The sequence below is a fragment of the Pseudomonas mediterranea CFBP 5447 genome, from assembly GCF_000774145.1.
Taxonomy (GTDB): Bacteria; Pseudomonadota; Gammaproteobacteria; order Pseudomonadales; family Pseudomonadaceae; genus Aquipseudomonas; species Aquipseudomonas mediterranea.
On sequence record NZ_KN322982.1, the window covers coordinates 185520 to 203380 of the forward strand.

The window sequence follows — 17861 nt, forward strand, 5'->3', positions numbered from 1 at the left end:
CCCAGTGATGCTTTCCGATGCTCGAACAGTACGTCAAAAAGATCCTCACCTCGCGCGTCTACGACGTCGCCGTAGAAACCCCGCTGCAGACCGCTCGCCAGCTTTCCGAGCGGCTGGGCAACAGCATCTGGCTCAAGCGCGAAGACTTGCAGCCGGTGTTCTCGTTCAAGATCCGCGGGGCGTACAACAAGCTGACCCAGCTCAGCGATGAAGAGCGTTCACGGGGCGTGGTCACGGCGTCGGCGGGCAACCATGCCCAGGGCCTGGCCCTGGCCGCCAAGGTCCTGGGCGTGAAAGCCACCATCGTGATGCCCAAGACCACTCCGGAAATCAAGGTCGAAGGCGTGCGCTCCCGTGGCGGCAAAGTGGTGTTGCACGGCGACTCTTTCCCCGAGGCCCTGGCCTATTCGCTGAAACTGGTCGACGAAAAGGGTTACGTCTATATCCATCCCTACGACGACCCCCACACCATTGCCGGGCAGGGCACGGTGGCGATGGAAATCCTGCGTCAGCATCCGGGGCACCTGGACGCGATTTTCGTTCCGGTAGGCGGTGGCGGACTGATTGCCGGGATCGCGGCCTACGTGAAGTACCTGCGCCCTGAGATCAAGGTCATCGGTGTCGAACCCGACGACTCCAACTGCCTGCAGGCCGCCATGGCCGCCGGCGAGCGGGTGGTATTGCCCAGCGTCGGGCTGTTTGCCGACGGCGTCGCCGTGGCGCAGATCGGCCAGCACACCTTTGATATCTGCAAGCATCACGTCGATGAAGTGATTACCGTCAGCACCGACGAGATCTGCGCCGCAATCAAGGATATCTACGACGATACCCGCTCGATCACCGAACCTGCCGGCGCCCTGGGTGTGGCCGGGATCAAGAAATACGTCGAGTCACGCGGCATCAGCGGCCAGACCCTGGTGGCCATCGATTCCGGCGCCAACGTCAACTTCGACCGCCTGCGCCATGTGGCCGAGCGCGCCGAGCTGGGCGAAGGCCGCGAAGCAATCATCGCGGTCACCATTCCCGAGCAACCCGGCAGCTTCAAGGCGTTCTGCGAAGCCGTGGGCAAGCGTCAGATCACCGAATTCAACTACCGCTACAACACCGGCAGCGAGGCACACATCTTCGTGGGCGTGCAGACGCACCCGGAAAACGACCCACGCAGCGCACTGATCGCCAGCCTCACCGAGCAAGGTTTCCCGGTACTGGACCTGACCGATAACGAACTGGCCAAGCTGCATATCCGCCATATGGTCGGCGGACATGCGGCCCACGTCATCGACGAGGTGGTGCTGCGCTTCGAATTCCCTGAACGCCCCGGCGCGCTGTTCAACTTCCTCAACAAGCTGGGCGGCCGCTGGAACATTTCGATGTTCCACTATCGCAACCATGGCGCGGCGGACGGCCGTGTGGTCGCCGGCTTGCAAGTGCCCCACGATGAGCGTCACCTGGTGCCGGCCGCCCTCGAAGAGATCGGCTATCCGTACTGGGATGAAAGCGATAACCCGGCGTACCAGCTGTTCCTGGGGTGAGTCCGCGGTGCCGAACGCCTCGTGGCGAGGGAGCTTGCTCCCGCTTGACCGGGCTGGCGCTCCAGTGCGTAGCACTCACCGTTTTTTTGGGGGGGCCGCTGCGCGACCCAGCGGGAGCAAGCTCCCTCGCCACAGGGGCTAAGCTGCTGAGTAAGCCATAAGGAAATCGAACAATGGAAACGTTGACTGCGCTGAAGATCGCTCACGTCGTGGCCACTGCACTGCTGCTGGTGGGCGCGTTGGGGCTGGCTGTCTGGGTCTGGCGGACACGCCGCCACGGCGACGCCACGGCCCCTGCCCGCTTACTGCAGCGCCCACGGGTGTTTGTCTGGCTGGTGATGGTGCTTGCCCTGGCGAGCCTGCCCTTTACGGGCTGGTGGATGGTTCATCAGATCGGCTGGCCGCTGGGACAGACCTGGCTGCTGGCTTCCAGCATCCTCTACACCCTGGCGACGCTGACGGGGTTCTGGCTGTTGGTGCGATTGAACAAGCGGCGCAAGCTGCCGACGGCGGGCAACGGTACCTTTACCTTGGCCTTGGCGCTGTTCAGTTTTGTCTGCCTGATCGCCATTGCCGGGTTGATGGGTGCCAAGCCGGTCTAGGCCTGGAACCGAGTCGAATTCATCGCGAGCAGGCTCGCTCCCACAGGGAAAACGCATTCCAATGTGGGAGCGAGCCTGCTCGCGATGACGATCTCAGTCGCGCAGACTGATCACCGGCCAACCACGCTTCTCGGCTTCAGCCCGCAGGTTCGGGTCCGGATCCACGGCCACCGGATGCGTAACCGCCTCCAGCAACGGCAAGTCGTTCATCGAGTCGCTGTAGAAATAGCTGTCTTCAAGGGAATACCCGGTTTCTTCCAGCCAGCGATTCAGGCGGGTCACCTTGCCTTCGCGGAAGCAGGGGATGTCGGTGCTGCGCCCACTGTAGCGGCCATCGATCATCTCGCACTCGGTGGCGATCAGGGTTTCAACCCCCAGGCGCTCGGCAATTGGGGCGGTGACGAAGCGGTTGGTGGCGGTAATGATCACCAGCTTGTCGCCGGCGTCACGGTGTTTCTTCAACAGTTCGATGGCCTGGGGCAACACGATGGGCTCGATGCAATCGCGCATGTAGTCCAGATGCCATTGGGCCAGCACTTCCATTTCGGTGCGGCCGAGGATTTCCAGGCAAAAGTTCAGGTAGGCAGCATTGTCGAGCTTGCCGGCCAGGTAATCCTGGTAGAACTCATCGTTGCGCGCCTTGTACGCGACGGCGTCCAGGAAGCCGCGCTCACACAGGTAATCGCCCCAAGCGTGATCGCTGTCGCCGCCCAACAGGGTGTTGTCCAGGTCGAATAAGGCCAGCCGCATTGCAGTTACTCGCTGAAATTTCTGAAGAAAGGCGCTCAGAATACGGACTTTTCACAAGAGTGCACATAACCTGGGCAGGCTCGTTGCTGCTTTCACAACCTTTGTGGAACAATGCGGCGACATGCGCTTGCGAGGTTGTTGCCGTGATCGATCCCGATGGTTTCCGACCCAATGTGGGGATCATTCTTACGAATGATGCCGGGCAGGTACTATGGGCTCGCCGTATCAATCAAGACGCCTGGCAGTTTCCTCAAGGCGGGATCAACCCCCAGGAGACGCCGGAAGAGGCTTTGTACCGCGAGTTGAACGAAGAAGTGGGGCTGGAGCGCGAAGATGTTGAAATACTCGCCTGCACCCGAGGCTGGTTGCGCTATCGTTTGCCGCAACGCCTGGTCAGGACGCACAGCCAGCCGCTGTGCATCGGCCAGAAGCAGAAATGGTTTCTCCTGCGCCTGATCTCCAACGAGCAGCGGGTGCGGATGGATTTGACCGGTAAACCGGAGTTCGATGGCTGGCGCTGGGTCAGCTATTGGTATCCGCTGGGCCAGGTGGTGACATTCAAGCGCGAGGTGTATCGACGCGCTCTCAAAGAGCTTGCCCCGCGCCTGCTGACGCGCGACTGACGACGGAGTTCGACCCCGAGCCATGCTCAATACGCTGCGCAAGATCGTCCAGGAAGTCAACGCCGCCAAGGATCTCAAGGCGGCGTTGGGGATTATTGTATTGCGCGTCAAAGAGGCCATGGGCAGCCAGGTCTGCTCGGTCTACCTGCTGGACCCCGAGACCAACCGTTTCGTGCTGATGGCCACCGAGGGCTTGAACAAGCGCTCGATCGGCAAGGTCAGCATGGCACCCAATGAAGGTCTGGTCGGCCTGGTCGGCACGCGCGAAGAGCCCCTGAATCTCGAAAACGCCGCGGACCACCCGCGCTATCGCTACTTCGCCGAAACCGGCGAGGAGCGCTATGCCTCGTTCCTCGGCGCGCCGATCATCCACCACCGCCGGGTCGTCGGCGTGTTGGTCATCCAGCAAAAGGAGCGTCGCCAGTTCGACGAAGGCGAAGAAGCCTTCCTCGTGACCATGAGCGCGCAACTGGCCGGGGTGATCGCCCACGCCGAGGCCACCGGCTCGATCAGCGGCCTGGGTCGCCAGGGCAAGGGCATCCAGGAAGCCAAGTTCGTCGGCGTACCGGGCTCTCCGGGCGCTGCCGTGGGCACGGCGGTGGTCATGTTGCCACCCGCCGACCTCGACGTGGTGCCGGACAAGGCCATCAGCGACATCGATGCCGAGCTGAAGCTGTTCAAGACCGCCATCGAAGGTGTGCGCGCCGACATGCGCGCCCTGTCGGCCAAACTGGCGACGCAGCTGCGCCCCGAAGAGCGCGCGCTGTTCGACGTCTACCTGATGATGCTCGACGACGCCTCCCTGGGCAGCGAAGTGACCACGGTCATCAAGACCGGCCAATGGGCCCAGGGTGCGTTGCGCCAGGTGGTGACCGACCACGTCAACCGTTTCGAACTGATGGACGACGCCTACCTGCGCGAGCGCGCCTCGGACGTCAAGGACCTCGGCCGCCGCCTGCTGGCCTACTTGCAGCAGGAACGCCAGCAGACCCTGGTCTACCCCGACAACACCATCCTGGTCAGCGAGGAGCTGACCCCGGCCATGCTCGGCGAGGTGCCCGAGGGCAAGCTGGCGGGGCTGGTCTCGGTATTGGGTTCGGGCAACTCCCACGTCGCGATCCTCGCCCGGGCCATGGGCATCCCCACGGTGATGGGCCTGGTGGACCTGCCGTACTCCAAGGTCGACGGCATCCAGATGATCGTCGACGGCTACCATGGCGAGGTCTACACCAACCCCAGCGAAGTGCTGCGCAAGCAGTTCGCCGATGTGGTGGAGGAAGAGAAACAACTGTCCCTGGGCCTGGATGCGCTGAGGGATCTGCCCTGCGTGACGCCCGATGGCCATCGCATGCCGCTGTGGGTCAACACCGGCCTGCTCGCCGACGTGGCCCGGGCGCAGAAACGCGGCGCCGAGGGTGTGGGCCTGTACCGCACCGAAGTGCCGTTCATGATCAACCAGCGCTTCCCCAGCGAAAAGGAACAACTGGCGATCTACCGCGAGCAACTGGCCGCGTTCCATCCGCAACCGGTGACCATGCGCAGCCTGGACATCGGCGGCGACAAGGCCTTGTCCTACTTCCCGATCAAGGAAGAAAACCCCTTCCTCGGCTGGCGCGGGATTCGCGTGACGCTCGACCATCCGGAAATCTTCCTGGTCCAGGCCCGTGCCATGCTCAAGGCCAGCGAAGGGCTGAACAACCTGCGCATCCTGTTGCCGATGATTTCCGGCACCCATGAGCTGGAAGAAGCCCTGCATTTGATCCACCGGGCCTGGGGCGAAGTGCGCGACGAAGGCACCGACGTGCCGATGCCACCGGTTGGCGTCATGATCGAGATCCCGGCAGCGGTGTACCAGACCAAGGAACTGGCGCGGCAGGTGGACTTCCTCTCGGTCGGCTCCAACGACCTGACCCAATACCTGCTGGCCGTGGACCGCAACAACCCACGGGTGGCCGACCTGTACGACTACCTGCACCCAGCCGTGCTGCAAGCCTTGCAGACCGTGGTGCGCGACGCCCATGCCGAAGGCAAGCCGGTGAGTATCTGCGGTGAAATGGCCGGCGATCCGGCAGCGGCGGTCCTGTTGATGGCGATGGGCTTCGACAGTTTGTCGATGAACGCCACCAACCTGCCGAAAGTGAAGTGGATGCTGCGCCAGATCAACCTCAGCAAGGCCCAGGAACTGCTGGCGGAGGTGATGACCATCGATAATCCGCAGGTCATCCATAGCTCGTTGCAACTGGCACTGAAAAACCTTGGACTGGCGCGGATGATCAATCCGGCTTCGAACAAGACGCTTTAGTCCGCGGCGCGCCCATCGCGAGCAGGCTCGCTCCCACAGAATCCAGTGTGGGAGCGAGCCTGCTCGCGATGAGGCCGGCACAAGCACCACAACACTAGACCCTGACCTCGATCTCCCCCAAATGCCCCCCATGGGGCCCGAAGCTGCGCTCGACCATGTGCCGCGTCCCATCAGCCTGGACAATCAACGCCGTGCTCGCCCGCGTCCCATACGCCGGGCTGGCGATGAACACACTCGACAGCAGCATCTCGGTCGCCAGCCCCACCCCGGTGTCCGGCAGCTCCGCCACGGGGGCCGGTTGCGGGTCGTTCAGTAGCGCCAGCAAATCCTGGAGCTGCGGATCGGCGAGCACCTCGACCAGTGCCGCCCGGGCCTTGAGCAGCTTGGGCCAGGGCGTGTTCAAGCCGGCGTTCGACAGCCCGTAGACGCCTTCGGCCAGTCGCTGTGGCCGGGCATCGCGGGCGTTGTAGTGCCACAACTCGCTGCCGTCACCCAGCAGCAAGTTGAATCCGCCATATTCGCCGGCACGGGGCACGACTTCACTCAAGTAGTCGGCGATCGGCAGATTTCCGCTCAGAAACCGCGCCACCAGTTCGCCCCGAGACTTGAACGCCGGCAATTGGCCTGGATCACGGATATTCGTCAGGGCCGCGAAGCGCCCGCCGGCGCCGATACCGAGCCAGGTGCCGCCGGCCTCCAGGTCACGGCCGGCATGGACATGGGGCGCGTCGGGCCACTGGGCCAGGGGCAGGGTCGGGCGCGCGTAGAACTCATCACGATTGGCCGCCACGATCAGTGGTTGGGCATGACCGGGTCGCCAGGCAAATACGATCAGGCACATCAGGTAGTCCCGTAAATAATGCCAATCCGTTAAAAGAATAAAGCCGAGCACCGCCTTTGTGGCGAGGGGATTTATCCCCGTTGGACTGCGAAGCAGTCCCAAAACTATCGACTCAATCAACCTGACACGCCGGGATGTCAGGTTTTCAGGGCCGCTTCGCAGCCCAGCGGGGATAAATCCCCTCGCCACAGAGATTCTGCGCAAGTCAGCTATGGGTCACTCTACCCATACATCACTTACGCATCCATCACCTTCAGTAGAGCCCAAGGCCATGGATCCGTTACCATGCCGCTCTTGTTTCGGGGATGGGCGGGGGGACGCTGGTGGAATTCGTGATCTATCTGCTGCTCGGCGCCTGCGCCGGGGTGCTGGCCGGGTTGTTCGGCGTGGGTGGCGGGATGATCATTGTCCCGGTACTGGTGTTCAGCTTCACCCTGCAAGGTTTCGACCCGCAGGTATTGACGCACTTGGCCGTCGGTACGTCCTTGGCCTCGATCATCTTCACCTCGGTCAATGCCGTGCGTGAGCATCAGCGCAAAGGCGCGGTACGCTGGCCGATTTTCGCCTGGATGACCGTCGGGATCCTGATCGGCGCCGGTTTCGGTGCAGTCACCGCCGAAGCGATTTCCGGCCCGCACCTGCAAAAGATCATCGGCGTGTTCGCCATGATCGTCGCCGCGCAACTGGCCCTGGATTTCAAACCCAAGGCCAGCCGCACGGTGCCTGGCAAGGCCGGGTTGACCCTGGCCGGCACGGTCGTCGGCTGGGCCTCGGCGATTTTCGGCATCGGCGGCGGCTCGCTCACCGTACCGTTCCTGACCTGGCGCAGCGTGCCCATGCAGCAGGCAGTGGCTACTTCGTCGGCCTGCGGCTTGCCGATCGCTCTGGTCAGTGCATTAAGTTTCATGATTCTGGGCTGGCACGATCCGCTGTTGCCGGCCCATAGTCTCGGTTTTGTGTATTTGCCGGCACTGCTGGGCATCGCCCTGACGAGCATGGTCTTCGCCCGCGTCGGCGCACGACTGGCCCATCGCCTGTCGCCACGCTTGCTCAAGCGGCTGTTCGCGGCTTTGCTGTTCAGCGTGGGCCTGAGTTTCCTGCTCTGACGCAATCCTGGCTTAATCCCGGGGTGACAGGGTCACCCCAGTATTTTTGACGTTTACGAGGAATACCAATGCTGCCTTACCCGCAGATCGATCCGGTGGCCCTGGCCATCGGCCCGCTGAAAATCCACTGGTACGGCCTGATGTACCTGGTCGGCATCGGCGGTGCCTGGCTGCTGGCGTCGCGACGGCTCAACCGTTTCGACCCGACCTGGAACAAGGAAAAGCTCTCCGACCTGGTGTTCTGGCTGTCCATGGGTGTGATCGTCGGCGGACGCCTGGGTTATGTGCTGTTCTATGACCTGAGCGCCTACCTGGCGAATCCGACGCTGATCTTCGAGGTCTGGAAGGGCGGCATGTCGTTCCACGGTGGCTTCATCGGCGTGATGCTGGCGGCGGTGTGGTTCGGCAAGCGCAACAACAAGTCGTTCTTCGAGCTGATGGACTTCGTCGCGCCGATGGTGCCGATCGGCCTGGGCGCCGGGCGCATCGGCAACTTCATCAACGCCGAATTATGGGGCAAGCCGACCGACGTGCCGTGGGCAATGGTCTTCCCACCGTTCAGCGATCCGGCGCAGTTGCCGCGCCATCCGTCGCAGTTGTACCAGTTCGCCCTTGAAGGCGTAGCGCTGTTCCTGATTCTCTGGCTGTTCTCGCGCAAGCCACGGCCGACGATGGCGGTGTCAGGCATGTTCGCGCTCTTCTACGGCATCTTCCGCTTCATCGTCGAGTTCGTCCGTGTGCCGGATGCCCAGCTCGGCTATCTGGCGTGGAACTGGCTGACCATGGGCCAGGTGCTGTGCCTGCCGATGATCGTCGGTGGCCTGGTGCTGATCTGGCTGGCTTATCATCGTGCGCCGGCTGCGGCGGCCAAGGCTTAAAAAATTCGGACACCGAGGCGCTGGCCTCGGGTTCAAGGACACAGGTAATTCATGAAGCAATATCTCGATCTGGTGGCCCATGTCATCAAGAACGGCACCAAGCAGGCCAACCGCACGGGCGTGAACACCATCAGTTTTCCTGGTGCGATGCTGCGCTATGACTTGAAAGACGGTTTCCCGGCCATCACCACCCGCAAGATGGCGTTCAAATCGGCCATCGGCGAGATGTGCGGTTTTCTCCGTGGCGTCAACAACGCCGCCGAATTCCGCGCCTTGGGCTGCAAGGTCTGGGATCAGAACGCCAACGAAAACGCCCAGTGGCTGGCCAACCCGTTCCGCCAGGGCGCCGACGACCTGGGGGAAATCTACGGCGTGCAGTGGCGCAAATGGCCGGCCTACAAGCAGATCCCCGTGAGCAATCCGGCAGCCATCGAGCAGACCCTGGCCCAGGGCTACCGGCAGATCGCCGAAGGCGAGGAAAACGGCCAGGCCTATGTGGTGCTGTACAAGGCCATCGACCAGGTTCGCCAGTGTGTCGACACCATCATCAAGGACCCAGGCAGCCGGCGCATCCTGTTCCACGGCTGGAACTGCGCCCAGCTCGATGAAATGGCCCTGCCGCCGTGCCATCTGCTGTATCAGTTCCACCCGAATGTCGAGACGAAGGAAATTTCCCTGACCCTCTACATCCGCTCCAACGACCTGGGCCTGGGCACGCCGTTCAACCTCACCGAAGGCGCCGCGCTGCTGAGCCTGATCGGTCGCCTGACCGGCTACACGCCGCGCTGGTTCACCTATTTCATCGGTGACGCCCACGTCTACGAAAACCACCTGGACATGCTCAACGAACAACTCACCCGCGAGCCGTTCCCGATGCCAAGGCTGGTGATTTCCGAGCGGGTACCGGAGTTTGCCAAGACCGGTGTGTACCAGCCCGAGTGGCTGGAACTGGTGGAGCCGGGCGACTTCTCCCTAGAAGGCTACCAACACCATGCGCCGATGACCGCGCCGATGGCGGTCTGAAGCACACCACTATCCATCCCTGTGGGAGCGAGCCTGCTCGCGATTGCGGTACATCAGACACATAAGTGTTGGCTGACCCACCGCAATCGCGAGCAGGCTCGCTCCCACAGGGTTCGCCATGGATTTCGGGGCCAGGCACTCAATGCCCGTGACTGCGCCCCACATGCGAAGGCTCCACCTCCGGCACCACCGCCCCGCTCACTTCCAGGCGCTGCAAGATCCCGCATTGATCCGGATCCGGTCCTTCGCCGCAGCGACGGCGCAGGTCGATCAGTTGTGCCTGCAAGGCCAGCAGGCCGTCGATGCGAGCCTTGACGTGGAGGATGTGCTCGTCGACCAGCGCGTTGACGCTTTCGCACTGATCCTGAGGGCTGTCACGCAAGGCCAGCAAACTGCGGATTTCTTCCAGGGTCATATCCAGGGTGCGACAGTTGCGGATGAACGTCAGCCGCTCGGCGTGGGCCTGGGTGTAGACGCGGTAATTGCCGTCGCTGCGGGCCGGCTCCGGCAGCAGGCCTTCGCGCTCGTAATAACGGATGGTTTCGACTTGGCAGTCGGTGATTTTCGCCAGCTCGCCGATCTTCATGGCATTGCCTCCTGAACAGGTGCTTGACCCTATAGTGGCTACAGGGTCTTTACTGTGCAACAAGCACTTTTCATGGACGTAACCCAATGAGCGACTCCCATCACATCCATAAGCCCGTCCACGGCCATGACCACGGGCATTCCTGCTGCGCGTCGAAAGCCGCGCCGTCCGTGGTCAACCTCGGTAAAGCGCCGACGGACGGTGCCCGGCTGAGCAGTTTTCGCATCGAAGCAATGGACTGTCCCACCGAACAGACACTGATCCAGAACAAGCTCGGCAAGCTCGAAGGCGTGCAGCAGCTGGAATTCAACCTGATCAATCGCGTATTGGGTGTAACCCACGACCTGGCCGACGATGGGCCGATCATCCGTGCCATCCAGTCCCTCGGCATACAGGCCGAACCGCTGGCGCCGGGCCAGGCGCAACAAACCAACGATCTGCCGGCCCCGGCCAAGCCCTGGTGGCCGTTGGCGCTGTCCGGCGTCACAGCCCTGAGCGCCGAGGTGATCCACTTCACCAATTCCGCGCCAGGTTGGGTAGTCGCCGTGGTGGCCCTGGTGTCGATCCTCAGCGGCGGCCTGGGCACCTACAAGAAGGGCTGGATCGCCCTGAAGAACCTCAACCTGAACATCAATGCATTGATGAGCATCGCAGTGACCGGCGCGGTGCTGATCGGCCAGTGGCCGGAAGCGGCCATGGTGATGTTCCTGTTCACTGTGGCCGAGCTGATCGAAGCCAAATCCCTCGACCGGGCGCGCAATGCCATCAGCGGGCTGATGCAGATGGCGCCGGAACAAGCCACCGTGCAACAGACCGATGGCACGTGGCAGGCGCAAGAGGTCAAGACCATCGCCCTCGGCGCCCGGGTACGGGTTCGCCCTGGCGAACGCGTCGGGCTGGACGGTGAAGTGCTGGCCGGTCGCTCGACCATCGACCAGGCGCCGATTACCGGCGAAAGCCTGCCGGTGGAAAAAACCGTGGGCGACAAGGTGTTCGCTGGCACCATCAACCAGGCCGGCGAGCTGGAATACAGCGTGACTGCGGCAGCCGACCAATCAACCCTGGCGCGAATCATCCACGCCGTGGAGCAGGCCCAGGGCTCCCGCGCGCCGACCCAACGCTTCGTCGACCGATTCTCGACAATCTATACTCCGGCGGTGTTTGCCCTGGCGCTGGCGGTAGCCGTCATCCCGCCACTGTTCATGGGCGCGGCGTGGTTCGACTGGATTTACCGGGCCCTGGTGCTGCTGGTGGTCGCCTGCCCCTGTGCACTGGTGATTTCCACCCCGGTGACCATCGTCAGCGGTCTTGCCGCGGCAGCGCGCAAAGGCATCCTGGTCAAGGGTGGCGTGTACCTGGAGGGTGGCTACAAGCTCGACTACCTCGCCCTCGACAAGACCGGCACGATCACCCACGGCAAACCGGTACAGACCGACTATGTGGCGCTGGACCCGAGCGTGGAAGCCACCGCCCCGGCCCTGGCCGCCAGCCTCGCCGCCCGTTCCGATCACCCGGTGTCCAGGGCCATCGCCGCTGTGGATAAACAACCGGCGCCGCAGCCTGTGGATAACTTCGAAGCGCTGCCCGGGCGGGGAGTGCGAGGCGATATCAACGGCCAGACCTACCACTTGGGCAATCATCGCCTGGTGGAAGACCTGGGCCTGTGCTCCCCGGAACTGGAAGAGCAACTCTTCGCCCTGGAAAAACAAGGCAAGTCCGTGGTGCTGCTGCTCGACGGCTCGGGTCCCCTGGCGCTGTTCGCCGTGGCCGACACCGTGAAGGACTCCAGCCGTGAAGCCATCCGGCAATTGCATGAACTGGGCATCAAGACCCTGATGCTCACCGGCGACAACGCCCACACCGCCGAAGCGATTGCCGGCCAGGTCGGCATGGATCAGGCGCGGGGCGACCTGCTGCCGGGGGACAAGCTGCAAGCCATCGAAAACCTGTACGCCCTGGGTCACCGGGTCGGCATGGTGGGCGACGGTATCAACGACGCCCCCGCCCTGGCCCGCTCGGAAATCGGCTTCGCCATGGCGGCGGCCGGCACCGATACGGCCATCGAGACCGCCGATGTCGCCTTGATGGACGATGACCTGCGCAAGATCCCGGCCTTCATCCGCTTGTCGCGGCAAACTTCAAGCATCCTGAAACAGAACATCGCCCTGGCGCTGGTGATCAAGGCGATCTTCCTCGGCGTCACCTTTGCCGGGTTCGCCACCATGTGGATGGCGGTGTTTGCCGACATGGGGGTGAGTTTGCTGGTAGTGTTCAATGGGTTGCGGTTGTTGCGTAAATGAAGAATTCCGGGTGATGGACAGGCCCCATCGCGAGCAGGCTCGCTCCCACATTGACCTCTGATCCACTGTGGGAGCGAGCCTGCTCGCGATGGGCTACGCAGCGGCCCTATGACTTGCGCGGCTCGCGAATCTTGTACCAGGCCACATACAGCGCCGGCAGGAACAGCAACGTCAACAGAGTGGCGATGATGATCCCGCCGATCATCGCGTAGGCCATCGGCCCCCAGAACACTTCCCGGGCAATCGGGATCATCCCCAGGCTCGCCGCAGCCGCCGTGAGCAGGATCGGTCGCCGCCGGTGTTGGGTGGCTTCCACCACCGCATCCCAGGGCTCATAGCCGTCGCGCTCATACTCATCGATCTGGGTGACCAGGATCACCGAGTTGCGGATGATGATGCCGATCAGCGCCAGGATTCCCAGGATCGCGACGAAGCCCATGGGCGTACCTGTGGGGACCAGCGCCAGCACCACGCCGATCAACCCGAGGGGGGCGACGCTGGCCACCAGGAACAGCTTCTGCACGCTGTGCAGTTGGATCATCAGGAACGTCGCCATCAGGAACAGCATCAGCGGCACGACGCTGGCAATCGGCCCCTGGGCCTTGCCGCTCTCTTCCACCGTCCCCCCGGTGGCGACCTTGTAGCCCACGGGCAAGCTGGCGGCGAACTTGTCGATGTCCGGTTGCAACTGCTTCACCAGATCGGTGGGCTGGATTTCATCGCGTACGGCGGCCTTGATGGTGATCGTTGGCTTGCGGTCGCGACGCCACACCAGCGGCTGTTCCAGTTCATAGCGCACCGTGGCGAACGCCAGCAACGGAATCGACGTGCCGCCCGGCGTGACGATCTGCAGGTTCTGCAAGGTTTCCGGCGAGCCCCGTTCGCTGTCCACGGCACGCCCGACCACGTTGATCAGGTAGATGTCGTCGTCGACCTGGGTGACCGGCGACCCGCTGACGATGCTGTTCATCAGCTTGGCCACGTCATCGGAGGACAACCCCAGCTGCCGTGCCTTGTCCTGGGCGATGTCGATGCGCAGGACCTTGCCCGGCTCGTTCCAGTCGTAAATGATTTCGCCGATGTGCTCGTTCTTGTCCAGTTCGGTGGCCAGCTCGATGGCATGCTTGCGCACCTGATCGATGTCCTTGCCGCTGACCCGATACTGGATCGGCCGGCCTACCGGCGGCCCCATTTCCAGGGCCTGCACGTAGCTGCCGATGCCGACGAAGTCCTCGCGCAGGCGTTTTTGCAGGCGCTCGGTGAGAGCCGTGCGCGACTCCAGGCCTTTGCTGACGATCACCAGTTGCGCGTAGTAGGGGTTCTGCAGTTGTTGGTCCAGCGGCAGGTAGAAACGAATCGCGCCTTCGCCGATGTAGGTGCTCCAACGCTCGATGTCCGGGTCGCCCTTGAGGGTCGCCTCCAGGCGGTCGACGGCCTTGCGCGTCTCGTCCATCGAGGCGTTCTGCGGCAGGTTGAGGTCCACCAGGATCTCCGGCCGGTCCGAAGACGGAAAGAACTGGTTCTGCACAAAGCGCATGCAGAACACCGCCAGCACGAACAGCAGCACGGTGATGCCGATGGCCCACCAGCGATTGCGCATCGCCCACAGCAGGCCGCCATTGAACGCCCGGCCGATTCGCCCCGGCTCGGTGTCGTGGGGTTTCACGTTTGTACTGAGAATATGCACGCCGATCACCGGGGCGAACAGCACCGCGACGATCCAGGACACCAGCATCGCCACGGCGATCACCGCGAACAGGGTGAAGGTGTATTCGCCGGCGGAGCTGGCGTTCAGGCCGATGGGCACGAAACCGGCGACGGTGACGAGGGTGCCGGTGAGCATCGGGAACGCGGTCGAGGTGTAGGCGAAGGTCGCGGCCTGCTCCCTGGTTTCACCTTTTTCCAGGCGCGTGACCATCATTTCCACGGTGATCATCGCGTCGTCCACCAGCAGGCCGAGGGCGATGATCAACGCGCCGAGGGAGATCCGTTGCATGGTGATGCCGCTGTATTCCATGAACACAAAGACCATCGCCAGCACCAGGGGAATCGAGCAGGCCACAACCAGGCCGGCGCGTATGCCCAGGCTGATGAAGCTGACCACCAGCACGATCACCACCGCCTCGAACAAGGCGCTGGTAAAGCCGCCGACGGCCTCCTGTACCACTTCGGCCTGGTCCGACACCGTATGCACGCCGACGCCCACCGGCAGGTCGGCGGTCAGTTCGGTCATACGGGCATGCAGCGCCTTGCCGAACTCCTGGATGTTGCCGCCCTTCTTCATGGCGATGGCCAGGCCGATGGCCGGCGTGCCGTTGAAACGGAACAGCGGCGTAGCCGGATCGACGTAGCCGCGACTGATCTCGGCGATGTCGGCCAGTCGATAGAACCGGTCATTGAGGCGCAGGTTGACGTTGGCCAGGTCCTTTTCCGATTGGAACTGCCCGGACGTGCGCACGGAAATCCGCTCCGGCCCGGCGTCGATCACCCCGGCAGGCGTCACCGCATTCTGGGATTGCAGGCTCTGCACCACCTGGCGCTGGTCGATGCCCAATGCAGCGAGTTTGCGCGTGGAGAAATTCAGGTACAGCACTTCATTCTGCTCGCCGAGCATTTCCACCTTGCCCAAGCCGGGCACGTCACGGATCTCGGCCCGCACCTGTTCCACGTAGTCGCGCAACTGGCGCATCGACAGGCCGTCACCGGTAAAGGCATACACCGAACCGTACACGTCGCCGAATTCGTCGTTGAAACCCGGCCCCTGCAAGCCTTCGGGGAAGTCGCCACGAATGTCGTTGATCTTCTTGCGTACCTGATACCAGATCTCGGGAATGTCCTTGGCGCTGGTGGTGTCGCGCAGGTACACGAAGACCGTCGACTCGCCCGGCCGGGTGTAGCTTTTGACGTAGTCGAGGGAGTCCAGCTCTTCGAGTTTTTTCTCGATGCGGTCGGTGACCTGCTTGAGGGTTTCCTCCTGGGTCGCGCCCGGCCAACGGGTCTGGATGATCATGGTCTTGATGGTGAACGACGGGTCTTCTTCGCGGCCCAGGTTCACGTAGGAAAACACGCCCATCAGCAACGCAACGAACATCAGGTACCAGACAAACGACTGATGCCGCAGGGCCCACTCGGACAGGTTGAAGGGCCCTTTCATCGTGCATCCTCATCGAGTTTCACTTTCTGCCCCGGCTGGAGGCTGTTGACGCCGGCACTGACCACGCGGTCGCCGGGCTTGATGCCGTTGGCCACCAACACCGAGTCGGCCGAACGTTCGAGAATCTTCACCTCACGGGGCGAGACGGTCTGGCTCTGCGGGTCGACGAGCCAGATCCGCGCCTTGCCATCGACTTCCTGCAGCGCGCTGAGTGGCAACTCGATGCGCGGTTCGATGGCCGAGCTCAGCGTCACGCTGATGGCCGTGCCCAGGCGCAGGCCCGGTGGGGTGTCGGTCAAGGTCAGGCGCGCGCGACGGGTGCGGGTGGCGCTCTGGGCCTGGGGCTCGATCTCGCGCACGGTGGCGGTGGTGCGGATACTCGGGTCCAGTTGCGCCGCGACTTCGAATACCACGTCCTCGGGCAGACGTTCGGCCAGCCCGGCCGGCAGGTCGATCACCGCCTCCTTGATGTCCGGGCGGGCCAGGGTCACCACTTGTTGGCCGGCAGTCACCACCTGCCCGGCTTCTGCGGTCCAGGCCGTGACTACGGCGTCGTGGTCGGTGCGCAGCTCGCTGTAGTTGAGCTGGTCATGGGCCTGCTCCACCGCCGCCCGGGCCTGCTCGAGGGAGGCGCCGGTGGTTTTCAGGTCGGTCTGGGCGACGTCCAGCTGCGCCTGGGCACCGACACCCCGATCGAACAACTGCTGCTGGCGACGGGCATTGGCCTGGGCGTTGATGTACTGCGCCTCGATCCGCGCAAGGTCGCCCTGGGCGGCACGCAACCGGTTCTGCTGATCGGTGGGGTCAAGGGTCGCCAGCAGATCGCCTTTCTTCACTTCCGCGCCGACATCGACATTACGGCTGGCAATTCGCCCCGGTACGCGGAAACCCACATTGCTCTCGTAACGCGCCTGGATATTCCCGGCGAAACGTCCGAGGGCCTGCTGGTCGAGCGCCCGGACTTCGATGGACAACACCGGACGTACCGGCTCGGGCGGCGCGTCTTCCTTCGAGCAGGCCGCCAGGGCCAGGCTCGCCAGGACCATCCACAAGCGCTTCATGGTTGGGCTCCTGCCGGCGGTTTGTCATGGCGGTTTTCAGCGATCTCGACGCGCACGCCAGGATGCAGCAATTGCCCGCCGGCCGTGACGACGGTCTCCCCTTTCTTGAGCCCGTCGCTGATGATGACTTTCCCGGTCAGGTAGCGGCCGACAGTGACGGTGCGCAATTGCGCCTTGCCTTCGCCGTCCACCAGCCACACGGCCGGCTCGCTGAGGTTCTTGGTCAATGCCGACCAGGGCAGTTCCACGGCGGTCTTGCCGGCGGATTTGGCAGTGGCACTGACCACCGAGCCCAGGCGCATGCCCTCGGGCAAATCGTCGAGGGTCACCTTGACCTGCACGGTGCCGGTTTCGGCGGACACCGCCGGGGTGATCTCGCGCACCTTGCCGGTGGTCTGGATGGCCGGGTTGTCCAGCAGGCTGATGACAATGGCCGGATCCGAGGGGGGCTCGCTCAGCAACGATTCGTAGATGTTGAACACCGCGTCACGCTCGCCGTCCCGGGCCAGACTGAAGATCGGCTCCGTGGCCTGTATCACCTGGCCGACCTCGGCCTGGCGCGCCGTGATGATGCCCGGCGCCTCGGCGATCAGCGCGGTGTAGCTCAGTTGTTCCCGCGCATTGGCCAGCTGGGCCTGGGCGGCCGTGAGCGCGCTCTGGCTGCTGCGCAATTGCGCCTGGGCCGCGTCGTATTCGCTTTGGCTGGTATAGCCCTTGGGCAGGAGTTTCTGCTGGCGCACGAAGGCCGCCGCGCTTTGCTTGACCCGCGCCTGTTCGGCAGCCACCTGGGCCTCGGCGGAGTCGACGTTGGTCTGCAGGTCCCTGGGGTCGAGCCGCGCCAGCACTTGCCGGGCCGAGACACGATCGCCGACATCGACCTTGCGCTCGATGATCTTGCCGCCTACCCGAAACGACAGATCGGTCTGCACCCGAGCCTGGACATCCCCGGTCAGGGTCACCGAGGCCGCATACTCGGTTGGCACGGCTTGCTGCACGAAAACCCGTGGCAGGGCTTTTTCACCAATCTTTTCGTCACCGCATCCCGCTAGCAATGCACACAAACCCAAGCCAACAACCAGTTTGTTTCGGGGACCAGCCATGCA

At 63.3% G+C, this 17861-nt stretch carries 14 protein-coding genes; 8 read left to right on the forward strand and 6 right to left on the reverse strand.

Annotated features, from left to right (window positions below):
* Positions 1–17 precede the first annotated feature (17 nt).
* Both ilvA and N005_RS05115 read left to right on the forward strand, forming a co-directional pair.
* Entirely contained in the window at positions 18–1532 is a 1515-nt protein-coding gene (gene ilvA / locus N005_RS05110; RefSeq protein WP_047699996.1) for a threonine ammonia-lyase, biosynthetic, read from the forward strand.
* 173 nt (positions 1533–1705) lie between these two features.
* Entirely contained in the window at positions 1706–2134 is a 429-nt protein-coding gene (locus N005_RS05115) for a DUF2269 family protein (RefSeq protein WP_047699998.1), read from the forward strand.
* A 93-nt stretch (positions 2135–2227) separates the two neighbouring features.
* Here the strand turns inward: N005_RS05115 and N005_RS05120 are convergent, their stop codons facing one another.
* Positions 2228–2884, reverse strand: coding sequence for a histidinol-phosphatase (locus tag N005_RS05120; RefSeq protein WP_047700000.1), 657 nt, complete (start codon positions 2882–2884; stop codon positions 2228–2230).
* 143 nt (positions 2885–3027) lie between these two features.
* Between N005_RS05120 and N005_RS05125 the strand changes: the two genes are divergently transcribed.
* Both N005_RS05125 and ptsP read left to right on the forward strand, forming a co-directional pair.
* Positions 3028–3507: an RNA pyrophosphohydrolase gene (locus N005_RS05125; protein ID WP_003186867.1), complete on the forward strand. Its 480-nt coding sequence runs from the start codon at positions 3028–3030 to the stop codon at positions 3505–3507.
* A gap of 22 nt (positions 3508–3529) precedes the next feature.
* Positions 3530–5809, forward strand: coding sequence for a phosphoenolpyruvate--protein phosphotransferase (gene ptsP, locus N005_RS05130; protein ID WP_024777955.1), 2280 nt, complete (start codon positions 3530–3532; stop codon positions 5807–5809).
* A gap of 94 nt (positions 5810–5903) precedes the next feature.
* Here ptsP and N005_RS05135 read toward each other — a convergent pair whose 3' ends face one another.
* Positions 5904–6650 (reverse strand): NRDE family protein, encoded by a 747-nt coding sequence (locus N005_RS05135; protein WP_047700004.1) that lies wholly within the window; start codon positions 6648–6650, stop codon positions 5904–5906.
* Between the two features lie 323 nt (positions 6651–6973).
* Between N005_RS05135 and N005_RS05140 the strand changes: the two genes are divergently transcribed.
* The 3 genes from N005_RS05140 (at position 6974) to N005_RS05150 (ending at position 9657) form a co-directional block, all read left to right on the forward strand.
* Complete coding sequence (locus N005_RS05140) at positions 6974–7756, forward strand: sulfite exporter TauE/SafE family protein (RefSeq protein WP_047700165.1); 783 nt, start codon at positions 6974–6976, stop codon at positions 7754–7756.
* A 68-nt stretch (positions 7757–7824) separates the two neighbouring features.
* Entirely contained in the window at positions 7825–8634 is an 810-nt protein-coding gene (gene lgt, locus N005_RS05145; RefSeq protein ID WP_042730278.1) for a prolipoprotein diacylglyceryl transferase, read from the forward strand.
* A gap of 51 nt (positions 8635–8685) precedes the next feature.
* Positions 8686–9657 (forward strand): thymidylate synthase, encoded by a 972-nt coding sequence (locus tag N005_RS05150; protein WP_047700006.1) that lies wholly within the window; start codon positions 8686–8688, stop codon positions 9655–9657.
* 139 nt (positions 9658–9796) lie between these two features.
* On the opposite strand, the gene cadR is transcribed toward N005_RS05150, so the two are convergent.
* Positions 9797–10243, reverse strand: a complete 447-nt coding sequence (gene cadR / locus N005_RS05155; protein WP_047700008.1) for a Cd(II)/Pb(II)-responsive transcriptional regulator — start codon at positions 10241–10243, stop codon at positions 9797–9799.
* A gap of 86 nt (positions 10244–10329) precedes the next feature.
* On the opposite strand from cadR, the gene N005_RS05160 reads away from it, so the two are divergent.
* Positions 10330–12543 (forward strand): heavy metal translocating P-type ATPase, encoded by a 2214-nt coding sequence (locus N005_RS05160; RefSeq protein WP_047700010.1) that lies wholly within the window; start codon positions 10330–10332, stop codon positions 12541–12543.
* A 106-nt stretch (positions 12544–12649) separates the two neighbouring features.
* Here N005_RS05160 and N005_RS05165 read toward each other — a convergent pair whose 3' ends face one another.
* From N005_RS05165 to N005_RS05175, 3 genes are read right to left on the reverse strand one after another with little or no spacing between them, the layout of a single operon-like run.
* Positions 12650–15697 carry an efflux RND transporter permease subunit gene (locus N005_RS05165; RefSeq protein ID WP_047700012.1) on the reverse strand — a complete coding sequence of 1016 codons (3048 nt, stop codon included), beginning with the start codon at positions 15695–15697 and terminating at the stop codon, positions 12650–12652.
* Positions 15694–16758 carry an efflux RND transporter periplasmic adaptor subunit gene (locus N005_RS05170; protein WP_047700015.1) on the reverse strand — a complete coding sequence of 355 codons (1065 nt, stop codon included), beginning with the start codon at positions 16756–16758 and terminating at the stop codon, positions 15694–15696. Before N005_RS05170 ends, N005_RS05165 begins: the two co-directional genes overlap by 4 nt.
* Positions 16755–17858, reverse strand: a complete 1104-nt coding sequence (locus N005_RS05175; protein WP_047700017.1) for an efflux RND transporter periplasmic adaptor subunit — start codon at positions 17856–17858, stop codon at positions 16755–16757. Before N005_RS05175 ends, N005_RS05170 begins: the two co-directional genes overlap by 4 nt.
* Positions 17859–17861: the final 3 nt, after the last annotated feature.

Bases quoted from the DNA above. Each gene is read 5' to 3' on its own strand.
- N005_RS05170 (WP_047700015.1), bottom strand. From the start codon at position 16,758: ATGAAGCGCTTGTGGATGGTCCTGGCGAGCCTGGCCCTGGCGGCCTGC.
- N005_RS05165 (WP_047700012.1), bottom strand. From the start codon at position 15,697: ATGAAAGGGCCCTTCAACCTGTCCGAGTGGGCCCTGCGGCATCAGTCG.
- N005_RS05120 (WP_047700000.1), bottom strand. From the start codon at position 2,884: ATGCGGCTGGCCTTATTCGACCTGGACAACACCCTGTTGGGCGGCGAC.
- N005_RS05175 (WP_047700017.1), bottom strand. From the start codon at position 17,858: ATGGCTGGTCCCCGAAACAAACTGGTTGTTGGCTTGGGTTTGTGTGCA.
- N005_RS05115 (WP_047699998.1), top strand. From the start codon at position 1,706: ATGGAAACGTTGACTGCGCTGAAGATCGCTCACGTCGTGGCCACTGCA.
- cadR (WP_047700008.1), bottom strand. From the start codon at position 10,243: ATGAAGATCGGCGAGCTGGCGAAAATCACCGACTGCCAAGTCGAAACC.
- N005_RS05135 (WP_047700004.1), bottom strand. From the start codon at position 6,650: ATGTGCCTGATCGTATTTGCCTGGCGACCCGGTCATGCCCAACCACTG.
- ptsP (WP_024777955.1), top strand. From the start codon at position 3,530: ATGCTCAATACGCTGCGCAAGATCGTCCAGGAAGTCAACGCCGCCAAG.
- N005_RS05160 (WP_047700010.1), top strand. From the start codon at position 10,330: ATGAGCGACTCCCATCACATCCATAAGCCCGTCCACGGCCATGACCAC.
- N005_RS05150 (WP_047700006.1), top strand. From the start codon at position 8,686: ATGAAGCAATATCTCGATCTGGTGGCCCATGTCATCAAGAACGGCACC.
- lgt (WP_042730278.1), top strand. From the start codon at position 7,825: ATGCTGCCTTACCCGCAGATCGATCCGGTGGCCCTGGCCATCGGCCCG.
- ilvA (WP_047699996.1), top strand. From the start codon at position 18: ATGCTCGAACAGTACGTCAAAAAGATCCTCACCTCGCGCGTCTACGAC.